The 22,961-nt window shown below is 59.4% G+C and carries 31 protein-coding genes; 26 read left to right on the forward strand and 5 right to left on the reverse strand.

Features of this window, described 5'->3' with window-relative positions; translation table 11 throughout:
• Positions 1 to 132 precede the first annotated feature (132 nt).
• Together C4J91_RS06185 and C4J91_RS06190 are read right to left on the reverse strand one after the other, a co-directional pair.
• Positions 133 to 504, reverse strand: coding sequence for a hypothetical protein (locus C4J91_RS06185; RefSeq protein WP_124361526.1), 372 nt, complete (start codon positions 502 to 504; stop codon positions 133 to 135).
• A complete protein-coding gene (locus C4J91_RS06190; protein ID WP_124361527.1) occupies positions 497 to 985 on the reverse strand; it encodes a Panacea domain-containing protein in 489 nt (162 codons plus the stop codon). The genes C4J91_RS06185 and C4J91_RS06190 overlap by 8 nt, the downstream gene beginning before the upstream one ends.
• 263 nt (positions 986 to 1,248) lie before the next feature.
• Between C4J91_RS06190 and C4J91_RS06195 the strand changes: the two genes are divergently transcribed.
• A complete protein-coding gene (locus C4J91_RS06195; RefSeq protein ID WP_124361528.1) occupies positions 1,249 to 1,983 on the forward strand; it encodes an XRE family transcriptional regulator in 735 nt (244 codons plus the stop codon).
• 43 nt (positions 1,984 to 2,026) lie between these two features.
• Here the strand turns inward: C4J91_RS06195 and C4J91_RS06200 are convergent, their stop codons facing one another.
• Positions 2,027 to 3,358, reverse strand: a complete 1,332-nt coding sequence (locus tag C4J91_RS06200) for an IS4 family transposase (protein WP_372238302.1) — start codon at positions 3,356 to 3,358, stop codon at positions 2,027 to 2,029.
• Between the two features lie 649 nt (positions 3,359 to 4,007).
• On the opposite strand from C4J91_RS06200, the gene C4J91_RS06205 reads away from it, so the two are divergent.
• The 22 genes from C4J91_RS06205 (at position 4,008) to recX (ending at position 18,830) form a co-directional block, all read left to right on the forward strand.
• On the forward strand, positions 4,008 to 4,346 hold the full coding sequence (locus C4J91_RS06205; protein WP_124357270.1) for a phage holin family protein: 339 nt from the start codon (positions 4,008 to 4,010) through the stop codon (positions 4,344 to 4,346).
• Positions 4,347 to 4,365: 19 nt separating this feature from the next.
• Positions 4,366 to 4,881: a hypothetical protein gene (locus tag C4J91_RS06210; RefSeq protein ID WP_124361529.1), complete on the forward strand. Its 516-nt coding sequence runs from the start codon at positions 4,366 to 4,368 to the stop codon at positions 4,879 to 4,881.
• A 3-nt stretch (positions 4,882 to 4,884) separates the two neighbouring features.
• Positions 4,885 to 5,493 (forward strand): phage baseplate assembly protein V, encoded by a 609-nt coding sequence (locus tag C4J91_RS06215; protein ID WP_124361530.1) that lies wholly within the window; start codon positions 4,885 to 4,887, stop codon positions 5,491 to 5,493.
• A 12-nt stretch (positions 5,494 to 5,505) separates the two neighbouring features.
• Positions 5,506 to 5,838 (forward strand): phage baseplate protein, encoded by a 333-nt coding sequence (locus C4J91_RS06220; RefSeq protein WP_124361531.1) that lies wholly within the window; start codon positions 5,506 to 5,508, stop codon positions 5,836 to 5,838.
• Positions 5,835 to 6,830 (forward strand): baseplate J/gp47 family protein, encoded by a 996-nt coding sequence (locus tag C4J91_RS06225; RefSeq protein ID WP_124361532.1) that lies wholly within the window; start codon positions 5,835 to 5,837, stop codon positions 6,828 to 6,830. Before C4J91_RS06220 ends, C4J91_RS06225 begins: the two co-directional genes overlap by 4 nt.
• The gene (locus C4J91_RS06230) at positions 6,827 to 7,465 is read left to right on the forward strand and encodes a phage tail protein I (protein WP_124361533.1); all 639 of its coding nucleotides are present in this window, start codon (positions 6,827 to 6,829) and stop codon (positions 7,463 to 7,465) included. The genes C4J91_RS06225 and C4J91_RS06230 overlap by 4 nt, the downstream gene beginning before the upstream one ends.
• Complete coding sequence (locus C4J91_RS06235) at positions 7,462 to 7,992, forward strand: hypothetical protein (protein WP_124361534.1); 531 nt, start codon at positions 7,462 to 7,464, stop codon at positions 7,990 to 7,992. Before C4J91_RS06230 ends, C4J91_RS06235 begins: the two co-directional genes overlap by 4 nt.
• A gap of 53 nt (positions 7,993 to 8,045) precedes the next feature.
• Complete coding sequence (locus tag C4J91_RS06240; RefSeq protein WP_124361535.1) at positions 8,046 to 8,798, forward strand: hypothetical protein; 753 nt, start codon at positions 8,046 to 8,048, stop codon at positions 8,796 to 8,798.
• A gap of 9 nt (positions 8,799 to 8,807) precedes the next feature.
• Positions 8,808 to 9,044: a tail fiber assembly protein gene (locus C4J91_RS06245; RefSeq protein ID WP_124361536.1), complete on the forward strand. Its 237-nt coding sequence runs from the start codon at positions 8,808 to 8,810 to the stop codon at positions 9,042 to 9,044.
• 88 nt (positions 9,045 to 9,132) lie between these two features.
• Positions 9,133 to 9,306 (forward strand): hypothetical protein, encoded by a 174-nt coding sequence (locus tag C4J91_RS27495; protein WP_164484513.1) that lies wholly within the window; start codon positions 9,133 to 9,135, stop codon positions 9,304 to 9,306.
• Positions 9,307 to 9,308: 2 nt separating this feature from the next.
• Positions 9,309 to 10,475 (forward strand): phage tail protein, encoded by a 1,167-nt coding sequence (locus C4J91_RS06250; protein WP_124361537.1) that lies wholly within the window; start codon positions 9,309 to 9,311, stop codon positions 10,473 to 10,475.
• Entirely contained in the window at positions 10,475 to 10,981 is a 507-nt protein-coding gene (locus C4J91_RS06255) for a phage major tail tube protein (RefSeq protein WP_124361538.1), read from the forward strand. The genes C4J91_RS06250 and C4J91_RS06255 overlap by 1 nt, the downstream gene beginning before the upstream one ends.
• 52 nt (positions 10,982 to 11,033) lie before the next feature.
• Positions 11,034 to 11,615, forward strand: a complete 582-nt coding sequence (locus C4J91_RS06260) for a phage tail assembly protein (protein WP_124361539.1) — start codon at positions 11,034 to 11,036, stop codon at positions 11,613 to 11,615.
• A 128-nt stretch (positions 11,616 to 11,743) separates the two neighbouring features.
• On the forward strand, positions 11,744 to 13,963 hold the full coding sequence (locus C4J91_RS06265; protein WP_124361540.1) for a phage tail tape measure protein: 2,220 nt from the start codon (positions 11,744 to 11,746) through the stop codon (positions 13,961 to 13,963).
• The gene (locus C4J91_RS06270) at positions 13,963 to 14,346 is read left to right on the forward strand and encodes a phage tail protein (protein WP_124361541.1); all 384 of its coding nucleotides are present in this window, start codon (positions 13,963 to 13,965) and stop codon (positions 14,344 to 14,346) included. Before C4J91_RS06265 ends, C4J91_RS06270 begins: the two co-directional genes overlap by 1 nt.
• On the forward strand, positions 14,339 to 14,551 hold the full coding sequence (locus C4J91_RS06275) for a tail protein X (RefSeq protein WP_124361542.1): 213 nt from the start codon (positions 14,339 to 14,341) through the stop codon (positions 14,549 to 14,551). The genes C4J91_RS06270 and C4J91_RS06275 overlap by 8 nt, the downstream gene beginning before the upstream one ends.
• Positions 14,552 to 14,560: 9 nt before the next feature.
• Positions 14,561 to 15,562: a contractile injection system protein, VgrG/Pvc8 family gene (locus tag C4J91_RS06280; protein ID WP_124361543.1), complete on the forward strand. Its 1,002-nt coding sequence runs from the start codon at positions 14,561 to 14,563 to the stop codon at positions 15,560 to 15,562.
• A gap of 22 nt (positions 15,563 to 15,584) precedes the next feature.
• Complete coding sequence (locus C4J91_RS06285) at positions 15,585 to 16,142, forward strand: glycoside hydrolase family 19 protein (protein ID WP_124361544.1); 558 nt, start codon at positions 15,585 to 15,587, stop codon at positions 16,140 to 16,142.
• Complete coding sequence (locus C4J91_RS06290) at positions 16,130 to 16,630, forward strand: lysis system i-spanin subunit Rz (protein WP_124361545.1); 501 nt, start codon at positions 16,130 to 16,132, stop codon at positions 16,628 to 16,630. Before C4J91_RS06285 ends, C4J91_RS06290 begins: the two co-directional genes overlap by 13 nt.
• An 81-nt stretch (positions 16,631 to 16,711) precedes the next feature.
• Positions 16,712 to 17,212 (forward strand): CinA family protein, encoded by a 501-nt coding sequence (locus tag C4J91_RS06295; protein WP_124361546.1) that lies wholly within the window; start codon positions 16,712 to 16,714, stop codon positions 17,210 to 17,212.
• An 83-nt stretch (positions 17,213 to 17,295) separates the two neighbouring features.
• A complete protein-coding gene (gene recA, locus C4J91_RS06300) occupies positions 17,296 to 18,354 on the forward strand; it encodes a recombinase RecA (protein ID WP_005785454.1) in 1,059 nt (352 codons plus the stop codon).
• A gap of 8 nt (positions 18,355 to 18,362) precedes the next feature.
• Positions 18,363 to 18,830 carry a recombination regulator RecX gene (gene recX / locus C4J91_RS06305; protein ID WP_124361547.1) on the forward strand — a complete coding sequence of 156 codons (468 nt, stop codon included), beginning with the start codon at positions 18,363 to 18,365 and terminating at the stop codon, positions 18,828 to 18,830.
• 61 nt (positions 18,831 to 18,891) lie between these two features.
• On the opposite strand, the gene C4J91_RS06310 is transcribed toward recX, so the two are convergent.
• Entirely contained in the window at positions 18,892 to 20,004 is a 1,113-nt protein-coding gene (locus C4J91_RS06310) for a TIGR00730 family Rossman fold protein (RefSeq protein WP_124361548.1), read from the reverse strand.
• A gap of 283 nt (positions 20,005 to 20,287) precedes the next feature.
• Positions 20,288 to 20,722, reverse strand: coding sequence for a PA3611 family quorum-sensing-regulated virulence factor (locus C4J91_RS06315; RefSeq protein WP_124361549.1), 435 nt, complete (start codon positions 20,720 to 20,722; stop codon positions 20,288 to 20,290).
• A 178-nt stretch (positions 20,723 to 20,900) separates the two neighbouring features.
• Here C4J91_RS06315 and C4J91_RS06320 point away from each other — a divergent pair, with 178 nt between their 5' ends.
• From C4J91_RS06320 to C4J91_RS06330, 3 genes are all read left to right on the forward strand, one after another.
• Positions 20,901 to 21,620 (forward strand): tRNA-uridine aminocarboxypropyltransferase, encoded by a 720-nt coding sequence (locus C4J91_RS06320; RefSeq protein ID WP_124361550.1) that lies wholly within the window; start codon positions 20,901 to 20,903, stop codon positions 21,618 to 21,620.
• A gap of 252 nt (positions 21,621 to 21,872) precedes the next feature.
• Entirely contained in the window at positions 21,873 to 22,523 is a 651-nt protein-coding gene (gene erdR / locus C4J91_RS06325; RefSeq protein ID WP_124361551.1) for a response regulator transcription factor ErdR, read from the forward strand.
• A gap of 75 nt (positions 22,524 to 22,598) precedes the next feature.
• Positions 22,599 to 22,961: a diacylglycerol kinase gene (locus C4J91_RS06330; RefSeq protein WP_124361552.1), complete on the forward strand. Its 363-nt coding sequence runs from the start codon at positions 22,599 to 22,601 to the stop codon at positions 22,959 to 22,961.

Below are 22,961 nucleotides of genomic sequence, written 5' to 3' on the forward strand. Positions count from 1 at the left end.
CCCAGCATTTTTTGCGATGGCGGCAAGGTTAACACGCGAGGTCGGGGGTTCGCAGTTTGCAAAAGGCCAGGTAATACGCGGGAAGAAAAGCGGCGATGCATTAAAGGTGCACGAAGTGCCGTCTGTAGAGCCTTACTTTGCCCTGCGACCGCTGGCAGGAAACAAACCTCTGATAACACCCAGGAAAGCCGCAAATAGATTGATCGAAGTTGCGGTGGTGATGGCCATTAATACGTTATCCGAGAACGGCGCTTTACCGGAGTAATACGTCGACCAGCCATTCCACACGAGGAGGACCGCCCAGAAGATCACGCCGCAGGCAGCAAACCAAAAGGCGCGCCCCGCATATTTCTTGCGCAGCTGCCTTTCGGCTTTCTGGTCTTTCAGATTCTGGTTTCTTTCATCGTCGGTGCCTATGGCTTGCTCGCCACCGGCTTGGGAGTCCTGGTCAGGGCCTGCCACGGGGGGCAGGGTGAGTTCCAGGTTGTCGAGTTCTTCACTCACGGATGCGGCTCTTTGGGTGAATGAGTGCTGCCATGTCTTCCCAGTCAATGGCGGAGCCGTCGGCGCCTTTGAGGGCCCAGGCTGTGCCGTCCTCGTGGGAAAGGTTGGACAGTTGAGTGCCGGACCAGTTGCCGTATTTATTAATGATCCGATCAATCAAACGATGAGTGTAGGTATCGCTCTCAGGAACCCTCGGTGTAACGAAGACAATGTCTTCGGAGTCGGGCTTCAGGTTGCTGAGCAGCGACGTCACCGGGCGATTACCGTAGGATTTCAACTCATGGTAAAGCGATGGAATGACCGGGCCATATTGCCAGCGGGCAAAGTGGTCATCCATAAGCGGTTGATCCCGCTCGCGCAGATGCCAGGACTGGGTATAGAACAGCAGCTTTTGCAGCTTCATCGGCGTCAGGCCTGAAAGCTTGCCTTCCTTCGCGCGTTCAATGAAGGCGTTAGCGACAGCTAGAGCTGAATAAGCCATGAGCACCTCCGTCGTTGCTGGCTAGGTTGTTACAGAGTTTATACATAGGCCCTGAATTGTCGATAAGCAAGGGCGGCTGTCAATCTGCGCCCTTTTTAGATCCGGTCGCCTGCGGGTATATGAAGTCGCACGGAATGATAGAGGCTGTTTGACTGTTCGTATATACAGTATTTTGTTTCAGATTCGCCTAGTCAGCTTGTTTAATGCATAAATATGCAAATTAGCATTTGCCATCCGCAAAAACTCTCGTCACTATTCCGGTTATGCAAAAACGCAACGTTTCTATCGTCTTGAAAGAGCTGCTGGATCGCGACCGAATCTCCCCCACGGAGCTTCATCGGCGCACTGGCGTGCCTCAGTCCACCCTGTCCCGGATCCTCAGCGGCAAGATCGTTGATCCGTCGGACAAACACATCTCACGCATCGCCGAATACTTCCGCGTCAGCACCGACCACCTGCGCGGACGCGCAGCGGTAGGTACCTTGCGTGATGACGGGCGCGACCCGATGCATTCGGAACTCAAGGACATAAGCCTGTGGGACGACGACACCCCCGTTAATGATGACGAGGTGTCGATCCCCTTTCTGCGTGAGGTTGAATTGGCTGCTGGATCAGGAAGATTCGTCATCGAGGAAAGCGAGAAGGCCAGCCTGCGCTTTGGAAAGCGCAGCCTGCGGCATAACGGCGTGCAGTTCGACCAGGCCAAATGCGTGACGGTACGTGGCAACAGCATGTTGCCGGTGCTGCGCGATGGCGCGACGGTGGGGGTGAATGCCGGCAAGAGCGGGATTGGCGACATTGTCGATGGTGACCTGTACGCCATCAATCATAATGGCCAGCTGCGGGTGAAACAGCTCTACCGCCTGCCGTCCGGGATTCGTCTGCGCAGTTTCAATCGTGACGAGCACCCCGACGAGGACTACAGCTTCCAGGATATCCAGGATGAGCAGATCAGCATCCTCGGCCATGTGTTCTGGTGGGGCATGTATGCCCGCTGACCTACTTACGTAAGACAAAGCCCGCCAACGAGCGTAATGCTGTTCACTTAAGCGGAGCAGCCTTACGGTCCACTGGGTACCGGGTTTTGGAAATCTTCACCGTCCTTGGCCTTCCCGGCCTTGGGCGGTGATCCAGAAACATTCCTCCTACTCCTCCCCTCAGCTCGCTTAGCCTCCTTCCTGTTGCCGATACCGGATTAGCGGCTGCCATCACTATCAACTGCACCGCTATGTACTGGCAGGCAGGCTTGAACCGTATATCCGAAGGTGCGCGGCCGAACGCTACAGCGGCTTGGCTGGCCTCTCGACGAATAATGTTATAAGCCAGCAAAAGCCCCCAGACCTCCTGATAAATCAGCTCGACTTTCTTACTGCGCAGCGTTACCGCGTTCTGTTGCATCGAGCTTTTGATATCCCTGAAGCCCAGCTCAATCTCCCATCGCTCCAGGTACAGCTCAGCCACAGCTGCGGTGTCGTAGTCCTCGACAGGCAAAGAGGTAAGCAGCGATCTGACTTTTCCATGGCTTTCATAGCTAACTTCACGCACTTCCCAACTCAGGGGCAACTCAGGATTTCGTTTACGTGCCTGAGGGGAAACCTTCATCCGGACGAGACGGTCGCGCTCGCCGTAGCGCTCTACTTCCTCCATGACCAAATTCTTGCGAGCAGGTGTCAGCCAGTGTCGGTTCGCGCCGCCACCCACCACGCTTAGCAGTAGATCCGCGCCCCAGAAGCCTTTGTCGAACAAGGTGATCGAATTGTCCGGAATTTGCCCCAGAAACGTTTCGGCCAACCGCATTTCACTGCCCCGATAAGGGCTGAGCTGCGCATCGAGGATGACATGCGAACGGACATTCATCAGCGCAACGAGCCGCAGAATCGGAAACGGGGTTTGACGGTCGGTGCCGGTATTACCGGAGCCAAAATGTTCTCTGAGCTCAGGTGAGTCAGCAGTTCGCAGTAGTGCACCGTCCACCGCGAAGACCTGTAGACCGTTCCAGTCATCTCCCTCGTAACGCTCGTTGCCCCAATGTTTACCGGTCTGACGGAACAGCGATTCAACGGGGTCAGCGCCGAGCCTTTTGCGAGCTTCAGTTACCCCGCTTCGGGCCAGCAACTGATCAGAAGCCAAGCCTTGCGCGCAGATATTCAAACGCCTGGCGACCTCATGAACAGGCTCATCGCGGAACAGAGCCATGCCCAAAACTAGCCAAAGAACTTGATCGCTCGGCAAACGGCGCCGTCGTATCGTAGCTTGCGCCGAGAGGTTCAGCGCACTCGCTACCCACTCGATAGGGATGTTCTGAGTGAAGGTGCTAAGGTCAGAAAAATTGAAGAGATCGCCGAGGTCGAGCAACTGCTGCTGAATGGGCATAAAAAAATCCGATGCCAGGGGTCTGACATCGGATTCTCTAGAAAGCCCGGCTTGGACTCAAATGCTTAAGTGAACAGCATTACGCCAACGAGCGGGCTTTTTTTCGTCTGCAGAAAACCGGCAAACCCTCTGCCCGTCAGGCTTTTCATGCATGAGCGCATTCTTCCGGCAAAAATAAATGCATTTATGCATTGACTGTATATGCATACATGCATATTCTCCATCTCAAGCCAGCCAACAAGGCCTGGTGGAGGCAGCAAGGATGCTGCCAAGGAAGACAAGGAAGGCACGTAACACCGGCAAGGACGCCATCGAAGCGATGGCAAGGATGCCAGGCAACATCGGCAAGGATGCCGACGCTCTTTAGTGGTAACGCTTCAAAAACAGGCAGCGATGAACCGGCCTTAACGGTTCAGAGGGTTGGCAACTGACCCGGGTGTGCAGCGTAAAGCACCAGAAGCAGTTATCCGGCAGACAGGGATCGTGGTCGGAAAAACATTGAGGAAAGGACCGTACCGCGCCAGTAGCGCCGAAAGTCCGCAGGCAGCATTACTGAAAAGCCTGGGCAACCGGGCTTTTTGGAATGCCTACCTATCAAAGTATGTGTAAGTGAAAAACGGACTATCAGTGCTCAGCCAGGAGGCGTGACATGACAAACGAACAACAAGCGTTAGCGGAAATGCCTATCTGGCTGGTGATTATCTTGGCGTTGATCGGCGGGGTGTCCGGCGAAATGTGGCGCGCCGACAAGGAGGGCGCCCGTGGCTGGTCGCTGATTCGGCGCCTGGCGCTCCGGTCCGGGGCGTGCATGGTTTGCGGGGTTTCGGCCCTGATGCTGTGCTACGCCGCCGGTATGTCCATCTGGACCGCCGGCGCCATTGGTTGCCTGACCGCCATGGCCGGTGCCGACGTGGCCATCGGCCTTTATGAGCGCTGGGCGGCCAAGCGCATCGGGATCAATGAAGGTTCCCGTCAGGACCCGCAGTAACCGCAAGGACGCTACTCAAATGACCCTTATCGAAAAGCCATCCCAACTCCCCCAGGCTATCGGCGTGGCGCTGCATGCAGCCTTCCCCGACCTCAGGGTCGGCAGCCACCAGGACTTCCAGAGCGACGCAGAAAAAACCGGCGTGATGGTCACCGTTGAAGGCAATGGCCCTGGCATTCGCTCTCGCGAAGGCCGCAAGGCCCATGCCCTGGCCATTTCGCTCACCGTCATGGTTGCCCCTGGCGCCTTGCCGTTCGATGCCTGCGACCTGGCCAGCCAGTTGATGGACCTGGTGCTGGACAACCGTTGGAGCCTGCCCCAGTCCCAGTGCGATTTGCCAACCAATATCGTCGCCGCTCCCTCTGGGCGTGCGACCGCAGCAACGGACTACGACACCTGGACAGTGTCCTTCACTCAAACCCTCTACCTCGGACCCGTGTTGCTCGATGATCCTACAGGCCAACCGCTGTTTGCCTCTACCTGGGACGTCTTGGACATCGATGATCCCGATCAATACAAGCCACTGGCGGAGTAGCCCATGTTCGACGCGCTGTTACGCATGCAACTGGGACCGATTGTCGAGCGCCTGGCGGAAATGGAGGCCCAACTCGAAGACCTTTACCGGCGCGCTGAAAGCTTCTGCCGCATTGGCGTTTGCCAACAGGTCGATGCCGCCAGCAATACCTGCAGGGTCAGCCACGGCGAGTTGCTTACGCCGGCCATCCGCTTTTTCAACCCCAGCGCCGGTGCGCAAACCGAAACCCGTATTCCATCCGTGGGCGAGCAATGCCTGCTGCTCAACTACGGCGGTGGGGAAGGGGGCTCACAGTCTGTGGCGTTGTTCGGCCTCAACAGTAGTCGCTTTCCGCCTGTTTCCACTGTGCCTTCCTTGACCCGGCGGCGCCATCAGGACGGCACACAAAGCGACTATGACGACGCCAGTCATACTTTCAATTGGGTCAACGGGCCGACGATGCTCAGCGCTTCTCGCGAACAGGTCGACGTCAAGGTCGGCGCCGCCAGCCTGACCCTCAGCCCGCAGGGCATCATCCTGCAAATCGGCGGCACCGCACTGTTACTGGATGCCGGCGGCGCTCACTTCAGCGGCCCGGTGATAGACCACCAAGGTCGAGTCATCAGCCCCTGATAAGGACATTCCATGATCGGCATCGATCGCAACACCGGGGCAGCCGTCGATGACTGGCTGCAATTCGTGCAGCGTGCCACCCGAGCGCTGACCACACCTGTCGGCACGCGGCAGAAGCGTCCGCTGTATGGCTCGCTGATCCCGCAACTGCTCGGGCAGAACCTTGGCGATGACCTGCTGCTGCTCGCTCAAAGCCACGCCGCCCAAGCGTTTTACAACGCGCAGAACGGCATCGGCGATTTCCAGCCCGAGGTCATCGTCGCCACCCGCCAGGGCGCCGGGCTGCTACTGCGCTTTGCCGGCACCTGGAAAAACCGCCAACAATCCTTCGAGGTCGTGACATGAGCATGCTGATCCCTGGCCAGAACCAACTGGCCGAGCCGGCGATTATTGCAGTCGATGAGTTCGAGCCGCTGCTCGCCGAATTCAAGGCGTTCGTGGTCGATTACGTCGCCACCCGTGCGCCGCAAAGCGCGGCCAAACTCAAGGTCAGCCTCGACAACGAAAGTGAACTGCTGACGTTGGCGCTCGAGGCCTTTTGCGTGCGCCTGCAAACCCATGAGCGCAAATACAATGCACGCATCAAGCAGATGCTGGCGTGGTGGGCCACCGGCAGCAATCTGGATGCGCGCTTGGCTGACATGGGCCTTGAACGCCAGGTGCTCGATCCCGGTGACCCGGCGGCCTTCCCGCCCATGCCGCCGACCCTGGAAAGCGACGACGATGCTCGCTTGCGCTATTACCTCGCGCCCCATGCCCCGGCCGCCGGCTCGCGGATGCAGTATCGCCGCGAAGTGTTCACCCTTGGCGAGCGACCCACGGTCAAGGTACAGAGCGCCTCGCCGGGCGTGGTGACCGTCAACTACACCTTCGACCCGGACGGCTATGCGGCACAGGTCAAGGACGGCAATGGCCGTCGCACCGCGCCCGGCGAGGTGATGGTCACCGTACTGTCTCGTGAGGGCGACGGTACCCCCTCTGCCGATTTGCTTGACGGTGTACGCCGACATTTCGCACGGCCGGATGTACGGCCGGAAACCGATCTCGTCACCGTCCAGGGCGCACAGATTCAACCCTACAAGATTCGCGTCATCGCCAAGATCAACGCCGGCCCGGACTCGGGCCTGACCCAAGTGGCGGCGCAGCAACTGCTGCAGACTTACGCGGACTCCTGTCATCGCCTGGAAGGGCGCGTCGACCCCAGCTGGATCGACTACGCCATCCACAGTGCAGGGGCGGCGCAACTGCAAATCCTTGAACCGCTTGCGCCGATTGTCAGCAGCGCGTTCCAGGCCCCGTATTGCACGGGTGTCGAGGTGGAGGTGCGTACGCTATGAGTGAACCTGACGCGAGTTTGTTGCCGGCCAACAGTTCACCGCTGGAAAAGGCCCTGGACTTGGGCTTCGGCCAGTTGCTCAAGCGAGTCACGCCGCCGTTTCCTGCGTTGATGAACCCACTGCAAACCCCCAGCGAATTTCTTCCTTACCTGGCCGCCGACCGCGGCGTCAGTGAATGGGATGCCGACGCCAGCGAATCGGAAAAGCGCCTGACCGTGGCCTTGTCCTGGCAGATCCAGCGCCAGGCCGGCACACCCAAGGCGCTGAGCTATGCGGTGGAGTCACTGGGATTCACCCCCAACATCAGCGCCTGGTATCAGCAGCGGCCAATCGGTACGCCCTATACCTTCGACGTGCAGGCGATCATTGGGCGCAGTTGGTCCAGTGGTGACCACAACCGGCTGATCCGCCGCATCAACGCAGCCAAAAGCGAGCGGGATCAGGCGACGATTACGGTTGTTCACGAAACCGAAGGTCGGCTTGCGTTGACGCAGGTCCTTCATGCCCCGCTAAGCGACGGCGAGCTGTGTTTAAACGGCGCGCTGCCGGAGTTTGCATTGGCTGCTCGACTTAACAGTGTCGGCGTTGCCCGGCACTACACCATTAACGACTACGACCTCAGGGCGCAGCCATGACAGATGAAATCACGCGCCTGGTGCGCTTCACCTCCAAGGGTTTGGATGAAGTGCTGCAGGCAAAGAACCAGGGCCTCAAAGGCGAGATCACCCACATCGGCGCCGGTACCGGCCGCTACAACCCTGATGGCACGGAATTGGCCTTGCGCGATGAGCGCCAACGGGTCGCCATTGTGGATTACGAAGACCTGGGCGAGCGCCAACTCAGGATGGCCGCGCTGTTTGACGGCGACGGTGAGTATGAGATTGGCGAGTTCGGTTTTTACCTCGCCAGTGGGACTTTGCTGGCGGTGTATTCCGTGGCAGGGAAGTTGCTGACGTATAAAGCGGCGGCGGCGCGGGTGCTGCAGAAGTTCACGCTGGATATTTCGCCGTTGCCGGCGGATAGCGTGACGATTGTGGTGGGGAATGACAATTTGAATGTGCTATTGACTGATGAAATTGCGGCCTTATCAGCTGCGAGCATAGACAATATGGCACGCGGTGTAGGGGTTCTATTTCGAGTGATGGAAGTCGAAAGAAAATAGAGCGTTTTTAATTGATTTTATATGACGCTTTCCATGCGTTTAGGAGCATTCATTTGAGTACCGAACAGCAACTTGCTGCCGTCGTAAACGCGGCAAATAACTTGACTAACGTCATTACCGGAAAAGTTGGAGAAATTGATAGGGCGATAGTAGATGCCCGCCAAGCGTATGACGCTCAATTGGCGGAGTTGAAAAATAGACTCCCAAGATTGGCGGTCACCAAGAACTTCAATTTGTCCCCGAATGCCGACGGAACACTGATTGAAAATTGGGGGATTCATGCTGAAGTGACGCCCACCAAGCTGCGAACTATCACCTCTGTCTCTCAAGCGGCCGGACGCCCGCAAGCTGATGTGGATTTCTTGCTTCAGGTGCAGGCAGACGTGCGTGAACAATATCCAAACTTTGAAATCAGGGCCAGCGACTATTGGCGCACGTTCGTATACCTGTGGCAAATGAAGTGGTCGGTGTCAGGCGTTAGTCCTTGGCTCGCGTTCCCTTACACTGTCGATATGGCGCTCGCGAATGGCTCTGGCGCAGTACCGCAGAACTCCTACCTGACGGTTGGTGCCTTCGTACGTCTTTTGGAGGGTAACGTGTCTGGGGCATGGAGTAATGGCGTTGAAAAAGGCAAATGGCGCTGGTGTTCCAGTGTTATTTCTCCTACAGAATTGTTTGGAACTTATTACCACCTGCACCCGATGCGCACCTCTTCAACCGGCGTTGTTGAGGTGATGCTCGCAGGGGCATGCACAGGCGTTGTAACCAACCCAGGTGATTGGGGAACGATGTTGGCCCTAGGCTGAGGAGAGAATATGAAACCACTATTTATACCTGCTGAACTTCATCCGATTATCAAGTGGGAAATGATTCGTAAGGCAAGGGATCAAGACTTGTCGGCGAGTGATTATGCAGCAATGCCAGACTATCCGATGCTCGACACCCATAAGCTCTTATTCGCTGAATACCGTCAAAAACTGCGTGATATTCCTGATCAGGGAGAGGATCCAGACGCAGTGCTCTGGCCATCCAAACCCGATTTCCTGAAATAACTGATAACCGCGAAAGCGGTTTTTTTTCGCCCTCCCAAAGCCCCTCCCCGCAGGGGCTTTGGCGTTTCTCACCCGGAGAATCCTACCCATGCCCACCCGCCAAACCTACACCGTCCTCATCCCTTTCCCCATCGGTAACGGCCACTGGTCCACCGCTGGCGAGGAGCTTGAATTGCTGGACGTCGAAGCATCCGCCCTGCGCACCGCCGGCCGCCTGGAACTGACCAGCGTCCTCAACTCCACCCCCAAGAAGGCTGACTAATCATGGCTGAGGTTTTGAACTTCGAGCACAACGGCATCACCGTGAATGCCACCGAATCCCCCGAGGCCATGGGTGGCCTGGGTGATAACGTCATCGGCCTGGTGGGCACCGCCCCCAACGCCCATGCATCGATCCCGAAAAACGCTCCGTTCCGGATCAACAGCTTTACCACCCAGGCGCTGCTGGACCCTACCGGTACCGAGTCGGGCACGCTGTTCCAAGCGGTGTACCAGATCCTCAAAGTGGTGAAGGTGCCGGTCTATGTGGTCATCGTCGAAGAAGGCGCCACGCCGGCCGACACGGTCAACAATGTGATCGGCGGCAACGACCCCGTCACCGGCCGCAAACTCGGCCTGGCGGCCCTGGGCAGCGTGCCTGAAGACCTGACCATCATCGGCGCCCCGGGCTTTACCGGCACCAAGGCTGTGGCCGGTGAGTTCGCCTCCTTCGGCAAGCGCATCAAGGCCCGTGTGGTGCTGGATGGCAAGGACGCTTCGGTCGCCGATCAAGTGACCTACAGCGGCGAACTGGGCGGCGCCGAGCTTGGCTTCGACCGTTGCCTGTTGGTGCACAACATGCCGTCGGTGTATTCCAAGGCTGCGAAAAAGAACGTGTTCCTGTCGCCGTCCTCGTTGGCCATCGCCGCGCTTGCCAAGGTCAAGCAATGGGAAAGCCCAGGTAATCAGGTGACCTTCGCCGAAGACGTTTCCCGCGTCGTCGAGTACAACATCCTCGACACCTCCACCGAAGGCGACCTGCTCAACCGTTATGGCGTGAGCTACTACGCCCGCACGGTGCTCGGCGGTTTCTCGCTGCTGGGTAACCGTTCCATCACCGGCAAGTTCATCAGCTACGTCGGCCTCGAAGACGCGATCAGCCGCAAGCTGGTCAAGGCCGGCCAGAAGGCCATGGCCAAGAACCTCACCAAGTCCTTCATGGACCAGGAGGTCAAGCGCATCAACGACTGGCTGCAAACCCTGGTTGCCGACGAAACCATCCCCGGCGGCAGCGTCTACCTGCACCCGGAGTTGAACAGCGTCGAGAAGTACAAGAACGGCACCTGGTTCATCGTCATTGACTACGGCCGCTACGCGCCGAACGAACACATGGTTTATCAACTCAACGCCCGCGATGAAATCATCGAGCAGTTCCTGGAGGACGTTCTCTAATGTTTACCAACCGAGTCAGACAGGCCATTGCGGCCACCCTTCAAGGCCTGCCGTTGTCGGCCACGGTCGATTCCTTTACGCCGCCGAAGATCGAGTTCGAAATGGACCCGATGACCGGCGGGCGCTTCATCGCCGAAGAGGTGGCCAAAAGCGCCAAGGTGCTGGGCGCAACCCTGGTATTGCAAGGGGTTGGTGCAGAAATTCTGCTGGCGCTTGGCGTCACGCAGGGTGATGACATCCTGTTGAACGTGCGTGAAGCCGGCCAGGACCAGGACGGCAAGACCTACTTCACCTACCACACCGTAGGCGGCAAGTTGAAGTCTCTGGGTGAAACCGCGCTGACGATGAACGCCAAGCCGGTCACCACCCTGGAACTGTCCTGCCGCACCTACAGCCGTCTGGAAAACGGTATTCCGGTGATCGACATCGATGTGCGCACCCAGAAGTTCGTGCTCAACGGCGTCGACATCCTCGGTGACGCGCGCCGCGCCGTGCTGATGCCTTAATCCCCCTGGGGGCGGGTCAGCTCGCCTCCATACCCCATCAAGGAATTGCCCCATGGCCTGGATGCCTCCGTTACACATCCTGCTGTCCCCGATCACCGCCGACACCGGCGTCGTGATCGAGCAGATTCAACTGAAGCCGTTGTTCTACGCGCCACAGAAAGAAGCCCTGGCACGCGCCGGCGACGATGAGGATGACCAGTTTTTTGAACTGGCAAAGCTCGCCACCGGCCTGTCGGAAAAAGAACTCGACCAACTCAAGCGCCCGGACTACGTCAGCATCGCGCAGTACGTACACGAGATGTCGACTCAGCCTGCATCGTTCTTCCTCGATCAAGCCGATGCGCCACGCGAATCGTTGACCTGCGAACAGGTCGCGCTGCTGCTGCCCCTTGAGGCCAGCGGCCGCACGCTCACCCACGTCACCCTGGAAATGCCCGCCCTGCGCGCTACCAAAGTGATGAAAAAGCTGCCCACCAATAAAGAACGTGCCGAGTTCATCACCGCGCATTGCGCCGGCCTGATGATTCCCGATCTCGCCGGACTCACCGTGCCCGACTGGACAGAGTTGCAGGGGCGCATCGACGATTTTTTAAACAAACCGGCGGACTTCTTTCGGAACGCGACATCGAAGTGATCCTCGATGTAGTACCGCTGGTTTACTCGGTAAGCGAAGCGGAAATCCTCGATTGGGAAGCCGGGAAAGCAATGCGCCGCTATGACATCGCGATCAGTCGCCTTGGGCTCAAACAGGAGTAGAGCGGGATGGCAGACAGTAACTATGCGGGCGGGTCGGCCATCGTCAAGGACGGCTGGCTGACTCAAGGCTCACTGGCACAGGGTGGGGGGCAGGCCAGCCTCAACCCGTTCGCGCAAACGCTGACGGGTCCGGCTGAGGCCGTGCCGGGGAGTGCTGCGAACCTGGCATTGGCATTGGCCGATGCCAGCCTGCAGATCAATCATCTGGCCGAAGGCCAGAGCCGGCTTGTGCAGACGCTCGAGCTGTTCAACGTCTCGCTGCTCAAGGTGATGGACGCTCGGCAAGCCGACGCCGAGCTGGCGGGAGCGAGCGATACCACTACCAGCACGACGGCCAATACAGGCACACCGTCGCAGGCACTGGATGCCGCGATGACCGACCTGGGCCAACTGTTGCAATTCGTCGGACGCGAGCGCAAGTCAATGCGTGAAGCCAACCTCGCCATGGCGTCGGAGCCTGTGGTGGCGGCCAGTGGCGCAAGCGCCGTTGACCTTGCGAAGGTCGAGTACGTTGCCGCCAAGTCGGGTATCGGCAGCGACCGAGTTGACGCTTCAGGCAATATCGACCAGGCCGGGCGCCAGGCTGACCTGCAGCAGTTTGCCCGCGACGCCGCGATTATGGCGACGGCATTCAAAATCGATATCAAGCACGCCGGCGACCTCATCGGTGGCTGGCGCGAGTCAATGCATCTGGACCGTGCACAAACCCTGGACTTGGCCGACGCGACAACTGTGCTGGGCAATGTTGTCTCGCTCAAGGCCGAATCGGCGGATATCGCGGCCATCGTGCGACATCAGGGTGCTGCCGCGACGGATGCGGGCATGAGCCCCGCGCAGGCGGCGGCACTGTCGGCGGCGTTGCTGAGTGCCGGTAACGGCAAAGGCGCTGCTGGCCTCGGGCTGGAAAAAATCAGTGCCGCCCTGGCTAAAGGCGACAGCGCTTCCCCTGGGCAGCGTAACGCCTGGGCAGCGCTGAAGCTTGACCCCGAAATGTTGGCCGGCGGAATGAAACAGGATGCTGCGCAGACCCTGGTCACCGTGCTGGAGGCACTCAAAGCGCAACCGGCCGAAAGACAGGCGGCGCTGGCGACGCAACTGTTCGACGGTAACCAGGCGATTCTGAGCCTGGTGCCGATGATCGACACTGTGAAGCTGGCCTTTTCGCAAGTGGCCGACACATCCAGCTACGCCACATCGGCGCTGGGGGATCATGGCGCTCTCCTGCGCTCGGCAGCGGTTCGCGCCGATTCCACCCAGGCCCGTCGGCAGGCCTACGAGGCCAGTACTACACGTTTGCAAACCGCTTCCGACACCGCCCTGGCGCCTGTTGTGGATACCTCGCTGACGGCGATGACCGGTTTGGTCAATCGCGTGAGTTGGTTGGCCGAAGCCCTGCCTCAGGCCACTGCCGCTGTCACGTTGGCGGGGGCTGCGCTGGTGCCGGTGATTTCCGGCGTCTTTGATGCGGTGAAGGACAAAGTCTTTGAAAAGGTCGCCGGGAAAATTCTTGGCGAAGGCGGCGCCACCGACTCATCCGCCCGCCCGCAGCAATCTCAGAGTAACGAAACACCTGCAGGCAAACGTCCGCCGGGTTCGGCGCCGGGCGCTGGTGGGTCGCGCAGAACGGCGAAGGCCAGCAAAGCCGCCAAGGGGGCTGCATTGGGGCTGGTGCTGGCGAACGCCGGAGTCGATGTCACCAAGGGCGCGCTGTCGGGGAATCTGGGTGAAGCGGTTGGCACCAGCGTGGGCTCGGTCGGCGGCGGGGTCGCCGGTGGTTTTGCCGGTGAGTTCGCCGGCATGGCGCTTGGCCGAGCTGTCGGTACGCTGGCGGGGGCGGTGATCGGTTCGGTTGTGCCGGGTGCCGGCACGCTGCTGGGTGGCGTCATGGGCGGCGTTGCCGGTGGTGCCATCGGCAAGGTGGTCGGCGGTGCCGTCGGGACGTTCGTCGGCAGCGACGTTGGCGCCTGGCTGGCTGAAAAAGTGATGGGGTCCGAGGATCGCTTGCCGCCCCCTTCGGAGGTCAGCCACAACCTCAACAACCCTCAAGCCGATAACCGCCAAATCAACTTTGCCCCGCAAATCACTATCAACGCGCCGGAACAAGCCAGCTATCAGCAATTGGCGACACTCGTGGTGCAACAGATCGAAGCGCAATTTACCCCGCTGTCGATGGACAACCTGCTGGCGACGCGACGTGGCGCAGCACTCACCGATGGAGCTGTGTGATGCGACAACAGATGGTGTTGGGCACTTTTATTTTCGGGCTGTCGCGCGGGTTCGCCTACGACACCCTGGATCGTGGAAGCAGTGGTGGCTGGGTCAGCCTGAACATCATTGCTGGCAAACCCAAGTCGAGCCAAGTGGGGCAGGGTCTGGAAACACTGGCCTTTGGTGGCAAGGCAGCGCGTGCCAAGGGCATGCAGCGCCTGGATGAGTTGCGCGCCTTGCAAGACCTGCGGGCACCGTTGCCGTTGGTGGACGGCCTAGGGCGTAACTGGGGTTTGTGGACCATCAAGTCGATCAGCGAAAAACAAACCAGCGTGATCGACGACGGTACGGCGATGGCGATCGGTTGGTCGCTGGTATTGGAGGAGTTCGTCAATGCGTAGGGTTCGAAGTATCGCTGGCGACTCGGTGAACCTGCTGCTCTACCGAGAGCTGGGGCGTTGTGATGATGCCGCAGAAGAAGCGCTGTGGCGCTTGAATCCGGAGCTGGGGGAAAAGGGCGCGGTATTGCCGGCAGGCGTCAGCGTGCTGGTGCCCGAATTGGATGCGCAACCTGCTGCGAGCCGGCCGGTTTCAGCCTGGGATTAAGGAGCGATCATGGCACTTGGATTCACACCTGTAGTGGAGCTGTATGGCGCCAATTCCGCGCTGTTCAACGAGCGGCTATTGGAATGGGAGCATGTCGACGCAGCGGGCTTTGTATCCGACCAGCTCACGTTGACCCTGGATATCGAGGGCCTTGAAGGGTTGCCCGAGCTGGGCGGGAAGATCGGCTTGCGCGTGGGGTACCTTGAGTCCGGCCTGGTGGATAAGGGCGTATTCAAGATCACTCAGCGTACACCGTCGCTGTTCCCGATGCGCTTGGCGCTGGTGGCTACGGCAGCGCCGTTCGATCAGCACGAATTCAAGCAGCGCCGTACCGCCAGTCATGGGCCGATAACCTTGGGCGCACTGTTTCGCCAATTGACCAGCCGCTACGGTTTTTCGCCGCGTGTGGCGCCTGAACTCGAGCGCGAGCAGATCGCGCACATCGATCAGACCAATGAAAGCGACATGGCCTTTCTGACCAGGCTGGCCAAACGCTTCGATGCGGTGGCCAAGCCTGTCGACGAGCTGTATGTGCTGGGGCGTAAAGGCCAGATCAAGTCGTTGTCGGGCAAGGCACTGCCGGATGTGCAGTTGTCCGTTACCCGTAACAATCGCCCGGGTGACCAGGCCTTTATCAGCGCCAGCTTCACCGAAGCCTGCCGTGCCAAATACAACGGCGCGCAAACGTCCTGGTGGGATGCGGCGGCCGGCAAAAAGCATGTCGTAGAGGTGGGCATCGCGCCGTTCAAGGTGGTGACGCAACGCTACCAGAGCGAGGACGAAGCGCGCTCAGCGGCGCAGGGAGAGATGCGGCGTGTGGGACGGGAAGGGTTGCAGATCAATGTGGTTTGCCCCGGTAATCCGTCGTTGGCCGCTGAAGGCTTGTTGCTGCTGGACGAGTCGTGGCCAAGCTTTATGCAGGGGCGCTGGTCGATCAAGAAGGTAACGGCCAGCGGTAAACGAGCAGACGGCTATCGGTGCACGATCCAGGCCAGCGGTTTGTCGGTGTAGACACTTTTTCAGAGTAAAACCAATGCTGATGACACTTGCCCAGCTTCTGGGTGTGATGCCTGGGGCCCGCCTTCGAGCGGGCATTTTTTTGTCCCCTTTAAATGCAGCCTTCGTTCGGTATGAGATTAGCAGTGCCAAACGCATCGCCGCTTTCCTCGCCCAGATCGGCCACGAATCCGCCGAATTGCGCTACGTGCGCGAGCTGGGCAGCGATCACTACCTCAGCAAGTACGACACCGGCACCCTGTCCGCCCGCTTGGGCAACACCCCGGAGGCGGATGGTGATGGGCAGAAGTACCGGGGCAGGGGGCTGATTCAGGTCACGGGACGGCGCAACTACCTGGCGTGCAGCCAGGCACTGTTTGGCGATGATCGCCTGCTGCAGCAACCGCAGCTGCTCGAACAACCCCAATGGGCCTGCGAATCCGCCGCCTGGTTCTGGCAAACCAACGGCCTCAACGAATTGGCCGACAAGGACCAGTTCACCACGATTACCCGGCGTATCAACGGCGGCCTGAACGGCCTGCAGGACCGTGTGCAATTGTGGGAACGGGCGAAGGCGGTGCTATGCGTTTCCTAGGCTGGTTGCGCTGGGTCGGCATTTGCCTGCTGCTTGCGCTGGTGTGGCAAGTGCAGGCCTGGCGCTATGGTGCGCAGCTTGAGCAGCAGGCGGCGGGTCATGCGCTGGCGCTCAGCCAGCAACGCCAGGCCGCGTTCGAACAGCAACAGGCAGAACAACAAAAGCGCCTGGCTCTGGAGCAACAGCTCAACGCCAGTGATCAACAACACACCCAGGAGTTGAGCGATGCCCAACGTAACCAAGCTGCTCTGCGCGACCGCCTGGCCACTGCTGATGTGCGGTTGTCAGTCCTTCTCGACGCCACCGAACCCGCCGGCGGCGCGCCTGTGCCCGCCTGCGCCACCCCCGGCGGCGTGGTTCATGCAGCCCCACGAGCCCGACTTGACCCGGCGCATGCTCAGCGAATTATCCGCATCACCGACGACGGCGATAACGCCCTGATCGCCTTGCGTGCCTGCCAGGCCTATGTGCGAGCCGTCGCGCGTTAGTCTTTTGATGCACTCTGCAACTTGCATGACCGATGGGCTGCTGTAGGGTAGGCGAACCACCGCCCATTCCTGGAGACGACCGTGAAGGAAATCACTCAACTGGCTGCTGAACTGGGGCGCCGTTTGCAGGTGCTCAATGCCCATGTCACCACCGCCGAGTCCTGCACCGGCGGCGGTATCGCCGAAGCCATCACGCGCATACCGGGCAGTTCGGCGTGGTTCGAGGCGGGCTATATCACCTATTCCAACCGGCAGAAAACCCGGCAATTGAACGTGCCGGAAAAGCTGTTTTCCAAAGTCGGCGCCGTCAGCCAGGAAGTGGTCGAAGCGATGGTGCGAGGGGCACAGGAAAAAAGCCTGGCGCGGTTTGCCGTGGCAGTCAGCGGCGTGGCGGGCCCGGACGGTGGTACGCCGGGCAAGCCGGTGGGCACGGTCTGGCTGGCGTTCGGCGTGGGCGATGAGGTCACGGCCGAGCTTGCGCACTTCCCCGGCAACCGCGATGAGGTCCGGCGACAAACGGTAAAAGCCGCGCTGGAGGGCTTGTTGCGACGAGCTGCAGCAGAAATAGACAATCAGGGGTAGGCGATCTTCGATCTTTGTGGAACAATACTGTCTACTTATACAGGTGTTGGCCGTCAGGCCTTATTGATTACGTGAGGACTTTAATGGACGACAACAAGAAGAAAGCCTTGGCTGCGGCCCTGGGTCAGATCGAACGTCAATTCGGCAAGGGTGCCGTAATGCGTATGGGCGATCACGACCGTCAGGCGATCCCGGCTATCTCCACTGGCTCTCTGGGTCTGGATATCGCGCTCGGCATTGGCGGCCTGCCAAAAGGCCGTATCGTTGAGATCTACGGTCCTGAATCTTCCGGTAAAACCACCCTGACCCTGTCGGTGATCGCCCAGGCTCAGAAAATGGGCGCCACCTGCGCATTCGTCGATGCCGAGCACGCCCTGGATCCTGAATACGCCGGCAAGCTGGGCGTCAACGTCGACGACCTGCTGGTTTCCCAGCCAGACACCGGTGAGCAAGCCCTGGAAATCACCGACATGCTGGTGCGCTCCAACGCCATCGACGTGATCGTGGTCGACTCCGTGGCTGCCCTGGTACCCAAGGCAGAAATCGAAGGCGAAATGGGCGACATGCACGTGGGCCTGCAAGCCCGCCTGATGTCCCAGGCGCTGCGTAAAATCACCGGTAACATCAAGAACGCCAACTGCCTGGTGATCTTCATCAACCAGATCCGTATGAAAATCGGTGTGATGTTCGGCAGCCCGGAAACCACCACCGGTGGTAACGCGCTGAAGTTCTACGCTTCGGTTCGTCTGGATATCCGTCGTACCGGCGCGGTGAAAGAAGGTGACGAGGTTGTCGGTAGCGAAACCCGCGTCAAAGTCGTGAAGAACAAAGTAGCCCCGCCTTTCCGTCAGGCAGAGTTCCAGATTCTTTATGGCAAAGGCATCTACCTGAACGGCGAGATGATCGACCTGGGCGTGCTGCACGGTTTCGTCGAGAAGTCCGGTGCCTGGTATGCCTACAACGGCAGCAAGATCGGTCAGGGCAAGGCCAACTCGGCCAAGTTCCTGGCAGACAACCCGGATATTGCCGCCACGCTTGAGAAGCAGATTCGCGACAAGCTGCTGACCCCTGCGCCAGACGTCAAGGCCGCCGCCAACCGTGAGCCGGTCGACGAAATGGAAGAAGCCGACACTGACATCTGAAGCAAGCGATGACTGTTGTACTGGATACACTCGTTGCTGTTCGGCGCACTGCAATGGACCTGCTCGCACGGCGCGAGCATGGTCGAGTCGAGCTGACGCGCAAATTGCGTCAGCGCGGCGCAGAGCCCGAAATGATTGAAACGGCCCTCGACCGCTTGACGGAAGAAGGGCTGCTATCGGAAGCCCGATACCTCGAAAGCTTTGTGTCCTACCGCGCGCGCTCCGGTTATGGCCCTGCGCGGATTCGCGAAGAGTTGAGCCAGCGCGGCCTGCAACGTACCGATATCGACCTCGCCCTGCGTGAGTGCGGTATCAGTTGGCAGTCGCAGCTGGAAGAGACTTGGCGTCGCAAGTTTTCAGGGCATCTGCCAATTGATGCCAGGGAGCGTGCGAAGCAAGGCCGCTTCCTGAGCTATCGTGGGTTTTCGATGGACATGATCGGCCGCTTGTTAAGCGGTCGGGATATGGACGACTGAACGCCACAAAACGAAAGGCCCACTATGAAAATAGTGGGCCTTTTTTTTTGCCTGCAGAAAATCACGCAGGCTCTGGCGCCACCCGCTGCTGCGCCTCACCTTGAGCCTGGACCCAATTTTCCGGCAGGTTGATGTAATCCACCAATTCGCGCAATCGCCCCTGGTCACGGCCATTGAAGTTGAAGACCAGTCGCGTCAAATGACTGAACCTTGACTCGTCATGGTCTTCGCCTGTGTAGGCAAGCTGCTGGAACGCTCCGCTCAGCCGCAGGCTGGCAAACTCATCCTGCAAATGAGCCAGGGCGCGGTCACTGAGCGGATGATTCATGCGCACTACAAACTCACGCTTCAGCCAGCGCGTTGAATGGAAGTTGGCATAAAACCGATTGATCTCGTCCACGGCTTCTTCTGCGCTGTATACCAGGCGTATGAGCTTGAGGTCGGTCGGCAGGATATAGCGATTAGCCTCCAGCTGGCTGCGGATAAAATCCAAGGCGCCTTGCCAGAAGCCGCCGCCGGGTGCGTCCAGCAGTACCACCGGCACCAGCGGGCTTTTGCCGGTCTGGATCAGGGTCAGCACTTCCAGGGCTTCGTCCAAAGTGCCGAAACCACCTGGGCACAGGATCAGTGCGTCGGCTTCCTTGACGAAAAACAGTTTGCGGGTAAAGAAGAAGTGGAAGGACAGCAGGTTGTCGGTGCCGTCGATGGTCGGATTGGCATGCTGTTCAAACGGCAGGGTGATGTTGAACCCCAGGCTGTGCTCCAGGCCCGCGCCCTCATGCGCCGCAGCCATGATGCCGCCGCCGCCGCCGGTGATGACCATCAGGTCGGAACGCGCCAACGTCGCGCCTACCTCTCGAGCCAATGCATACAGGGGGCTTTCCACCGGAGTACGTGCCGAGCCGAACACCGTGACCTTGCGCCGCCCCTTGAACTGTTCGAGCACACGGAAGGCGTGGTCCAACTCATGTATGGCGCGCAAGGTGATCTTGGCGTTCCAACGGTCGCGGTCGTCCTGGGCCATGCGCAGAACGGTGAGGATCATGTCGCGATACAAGGGGATATTTGCACTGTTGGGGGCGATCAGCTGGAGTTGCGCGTCCACCTGTTGCGTGAGGTCGGTGCCATTTTGTTCAAAAAGCTGGAGCAGGGAGTCATTCGATTCATAAGGCATTCAACTTCTCCTTTTTCACAGGGCCTGGATCGCCGACGAGCGTCGGCAGGGGCCACGACACTGCATGTGTCGTTGCTTGCCGCAGGAGGGCAGGCCTCTTTTGCCCTGAAAAAACGTTGCAGAACAGCAGTGAATGCTGCTGCGGGCGGGCGGATGGAATGATGCGATCATGGGCCGAAAAACCCTTGGCTGGCAACCGCTTATTGGTCACTCGTCATGGCGTTAGTCGTTGAGGCGGGGAGTGCGCGTCGCCAGGCGGCCACGCGCGAAAGGCAAGCCGGGGTTACTTTTTCTTCTTGGTCGGAGCCGGGCAGTCGGCTTCGGCGAACTTTACCGAGGCTACAGGGCGGTTGGTCTTGTTCTCGGTGATTTCGTAGCGCATAACCGCGCCCTTCGCCATCAGCTCGCGGTAGCCTGGGTTGGTGCAGACACTGCGGCCCAGTTGGAAATACACCGCCTTGGGATTGGCACGCATCTGTTCGGCGCGGTCAGGCTGCACGCTCAGATGATCGATCAGTTGCGTGCCTTCAACGGTGTAGGCCACCTCCAGGGTTTTCTCATCGATTTCCCGGGGCAGGTCCTTGTTGCTTTCGGTCGCGACGCTTTGCAGCTTCCGGTTCATTTGAGCCTCCAGCAGCGAGGCTGCATGGGCGCCCACAGGCAAGGCCAGCGCAATAGCGACGGATGGGGCAACGAGGCGCAGCATGGAACGCAGCATCAAACTCTCCTGATTCGGTTACTGGTGCATAGACCAGCCACTGCGCTGTGCGTTCAGTGGCGCGCAATTATAGGTGAGCGCTTGCCACTACAGCCAGGCGTATCGCTGGTAAACTGCGCGCACTTCAATTGCTCTTGAGTGACCCTGTGTCGATTTACCCGTCTGTATGGCGCATCCGATGAGCCACGCCGTCTCCCGCTTGCGTACCGAGCGCCTGGCCCGAGCCGTCAGGCCTTTCCTTAATCGGGGATCGCGTGCCGAGCGGTGCACCGGTTGCCGAGTGATTCCCGAGTATTGCCTGTGCGCATGGCGACCAACGGTTCAGGCCAACGCTGCCATGTGCCTGTTGATGCACGACGTCGAACCGATGAAGCCCAGTAACACCGGCTGGCTGATCGCCGACGTTATCGACGACACCACGGCGTTCGCCTGGTCGCGCACCGAAGTCGATCCGGGCCTGCTCACCTTGCTGGCCGATCCGCAGTGGCAGCCGTACATCGTGTTCCCCGGCGAATTCGTGGCGCCCGAGCGGGTGGTCAGCGCGGTGAATACCCAGGCGGGCAAGCGCCCACTGTTCATCCTGCTGGACGGCACATGGAGCGAAGCGCGCAAGATGTTTCGCAAAAGCCCCTACCTGGAGCATTTGCCTGTGCTGAGTCTGGCGCCGGAGCAGCTGTCACGCTACAAGTTGCGCCGCTCCAAGCGTGATGATCATTTCTGCACCGCCGAGGTTGCCGCGCTGTGTCTGGAGTTGGCCGATGATCAGCTCGCCAGCGAAGTCCTGGACGCCTACCTCGATGTATTCAGTACGCACTACCTGGCCGCCAAGTTTCAATTGCCTCTGGATGCGACGGACAGTGTTCACACGCGTTTGGCGCCTTATATCCCGGCGGCCTGACCCCTCGACGTTCGCATGATGGCACCTTAATCGCGTAACCCGCTAAAATCCCCATGGGCGTAGCGCTTGACCCCCCAGGCTGCGCTGGGCATGCTGGGCGCCGATTGGGGCGCTAGCTTGGTTTTTCGACGTTGTTTCGCATGTTTTTGACGTTGAGCGTGCTCCGTGGCGATGGCTGCCTGGCTGTTGCCTTGTGTACTGGCGGACCCTGAACCCATCAGGGCTCCCCTAAAAAACAGGATCATTTAATCAATGGCCACATACGAAATCCTGATAGCCGATGACCACCCGCTGTTTCGCAGTGCGCTGCATCAGGCCGTAACCCTGGGCCTTGGCCCGGACGTGCGACTGGTCGAAGTCGCCAGCATTGCCGAGCTGGAAGCCCGCCTGACTGAAAAATCCGACTGGGACCTGGTGCTGCTCGACCTGAACATGCCCGGCGCCTATGGTTTTTCGGGGTTGGTGCTGCTGCGCGGGCAATATCCGCAGATTCCCGTGGTGATGGTCTCGGCCCAGGAAGACGCCGATGTGGTGGTGCGCTCCAAGGAGTTCGGTGCCAGCGGCTTCATTCCCAAGTCCAGCGCGATGGAAGATATCCAAAAGGCTGTGCGTGCCGTACTGGACGGCGATGTGTCCTGGCCACCGCAAGCGTTTGAAGAAATCAACGTGTCCGAGGAAGCCAAGGCGGCCCGTGATGGCTTGGCCAGTTTGACGCCCCAGCAGTTCCGGGTGTTGACCATGGTCTGCGAGGGTTTGTTGAACAAGCAGATTGCCTACGAGCTGAGCGTGTCGGAAGCGACCATCAAGGCCCACGTCACGGCGATTTTCCGTAAGTTGGGGGTGCGAACGCGCACCCAGGCGGCGTTGCTCTTGCAACAACTTGAGTCAATTTCGCAGCATTAAGTTACAACCGGTTCACGCTTTTTTGACTTTGCGTGATCTAGCTTCCCCACTTCTTTGGTTCAGTTGCCTACATCTATGTCGCCTTTCAAGGGTCAAACCGGTATCAAACGTATCTTCAACGCAGGGGGCTATTCCCTGGATGGCCTGCGCGCGGCTTTCACCGGCGAGGCGGCGTTCCGCCAGTTGGTACTGCTGAACGTCATCCTGATTCCGTTGAGTTTTTTCCTGCAGGTCAGCCGCGTCGAACGGGCGTTGCTGATTGCCGTGTGCCTGCTGGCGCTGATCGTCGAATTGCTCAATTCTGCGGTGGAAGCGGCGATCGACCGCATTTCCCTGGACCGCCACCCGCTGTCGAAAAACGCCAAGGACATGGGCAGCGCCGCGCAGTTCGTGGCCTTGACCATGATCGCGCTGGTGTGGGCGGTCATTCTGATCTAA

The organism is Pseudomonas sp. R3-52-08, assembly GCF_003851745.1.
Classification (GTDB): Bacteria; Pseudomonadota; Gammaproteobacteria; order Pseudomonadales; family Pseudomonadaceae; genus Aquipseudomonas.

What these genes read in the sequence shown, in the direction of transcription:
- C4J91_RS06195 (WP_124361528.1), top strand. Translation starts at nt 1,249, where the DNA reads ATGCAAAAACGCAACGTTTCTATCGTCTTGAAAGAGCTGCTGGATCGC.
- C4J91_RS06290 (WP_124361545.1), top strand. Translation starts at nt 16,130, where the DNA reads ATGCGTTTCCTAGGCTGGTTGCGCTGGGTCGGCATTTGCCTGCTGCTT.
- C4J91_RS06200 (WP_372238302.1), bottom strand. Translation starts at nt 3,358, where the DNA reads ATGCCCATTCAGCAGCAGTTGCTCGACCTCGGCGATCTCTTCAATTTT.
- C4J91_RS06250 (WP_124361537.1), top strand. Translation starts at nt 9,309, where the DNA reads ATGGCTGAGGTTTTGAACTTCGAGCACAACGGCATCACCGTGAATGCC.
- C4J91_RS06260 (WP_124361539.1), top strand. Translation starts at nt 11,034, where the DNA reads ATGGCCTGGATGCCTCCGTTACACATCCTGCTGTCCCCGATCACCGCC.
- C4J91_RS06220 (WP_124361531.1), top strand. Translation starts at nt 5,506, where the DNA reads ATGATCGGCATCGATCGCAACACCGGGGCAGCCGTCGATGACTGGCTG.
- C4J91_RS06285 (WP_124361544.1), top strand. Translation starts at nt 15,585, where the DNA reads ATGCTGATGACACTTGCCCAGCTTCTGGGTGTGATGCCTGGGGCCCGC.
- C4J91_RS06280 (WP_124361543.1), top strand. Translation starts at nt 14,561, where the DNA reads ATGGCACTTGGATTCACACCTGTAGTGGAGCTGTATGGCGCCAATTCC.
- C4J91_RS06205 (WP_124357270.1), top strand. Translation starts at nt 4,008, where the DNA reads ATGACAAACGAACAACAAGCGTTAGCGGAAATGCCTATCTGGCTGGTG.
- C4J91_RS06315 (WP_124361549.1), bottom strand. Translation starts at nt 20,722, where the DNA reads ATGCTGCGTTCCATGCTGCGCCTCGTTGCCCCATCCGTCGCTATTGCG.
- C4J91_RS06270 (WP_124361541.1), top strand. Translation starts at nt 13,963, where the DNA reads ATGCGACAACAGATGGTGTTGGGCACTTTTATTTTCGGGCTGTCGCGC.
- C4J91_RS06215 (WP_124361530.1), top strand. Translation starts at nt 4,885, where the DNA reads ATGTTCGACGCGCTGTTACGCATGCAACTGGGACCGATTGTCGAGCGC.
- C4J91_RS06225 (WP_124361532.1), top strand. Translation starts at nt 5,835, where the DNA reads ATGAGCATGCTGATCCCTGGCCAGAACCAACTGGCCGAGCCGGCGATT.
- C4J91_RS06320 (WP_124361550.1), top strand. Translation starts at nt 20,901, where the DNA reads ATGAGCCACGCCGTCTCCCGCTTGCGTACCGAGCGCCTGGCCCGAGCC.
- C4J91_RS27495 (WP_164484513.1), top strand. Translation starts at nt 9,133, where the DNA reads ATGCCCACCCGCCAAACCTACACCGTCCTCATCCCTTTCCCCATCGGT.
- C4J91_RS06190 (WP_124361527.1), bottom strand. Translation starts at nt 985, where the DNA reads ATGGCTTATTCAGCTCTAGCTGTCGCTAACGCCTTCATTGAACGCGCG.
- C4J91_RS06235 (WP_124361534.1), top strand. Translation starts at nt 7,462, where the DNA reads ATGACAGATGAAATCACGCGCCTGGTGCGCTTCACCTCCAAGGGTTTG.
- C4J91_RS06275 (WP_124361542.1), top strand. Translation starts at nt 14,339, where the DNA reads ATGCGTAGGGTTCGAAGTATCGCTGGCGACTCGGTGAACCTGCTGCTC.
- C4J91_RS06330 (WP_124361552.1), top strand. Translation starts at nt 22,599, where the DNA reads ATGTCGCCTTTCAAGGGTCAAACCGGTATCAAACGTATCTTCAACGCA.
- C4J91_RS06265 (WP_124361540.1), top strand. Translation starts at nt 11,744, where the DNA reads ATGGCAGACAGTAACTATGCGGGCGGGTCGGCCATCGTCAAGGACGGC.
- erdR (WP_124361551.1), top strand. Translation starts at nt 21,873, where the DNA reads ATGGCCACATACGAAATCCTGATAGCCGATGACCACCCGCTGTTTCGC.
- C4J91_RS06310 (WP_124361548.1), bottom strand. Translation starts at nt 20,004, where the DNA reads ATGCCTTATGAATCGAATGACTCCCTGCTCCAGCTTTTTGAACAAAAT.
- C4J91_RS06255 (WP_124361538.1), top strand. Translation starts at nt 10,475, where the DNA reads ATGTTTACCAACCGAGTCAGACAGGCCATTGCGGCCACCCTTCAAGGC.
- recX (WP_124361547.1), top strand. Translation starts at nt 18,363, where the DNA reads ATGACTGTTGTACTGGATACACTCGTTGCTGTTCGGCGCACTGCAATG.
- C4J91_RS06210 (WP_124361529.1), top strand. Translation starts at nt 4,366, where the DNA reads ATGACCCTTATCGAAAAGCCATCCCAACTCCCCCAGGCTATCGGCGTG.
- recA (WP_005785454.1), top strand. Translation starts at nt 17,296, where the DNA reads ATGGACGACAACAAGAAGAAAGCCTTGGCTGCGGCCCTGGGTCAGATC.
- C4J91_RS06230 (WP_124361533.1), top strand. Translation starts at nt 6,827, where the DNA reads ATGAGTGAACCTGACGCGAGTTTGTTGCCGGCCAACAGTTCACCGCTG.
- C4J91_RS06245 (WP_124361536.1), top strand. Translation starts at nt 8,808, where the DNA reads ATGAAACCACTATTTATACCTGCTGAACTTCATCCGATTATCAAGTGG.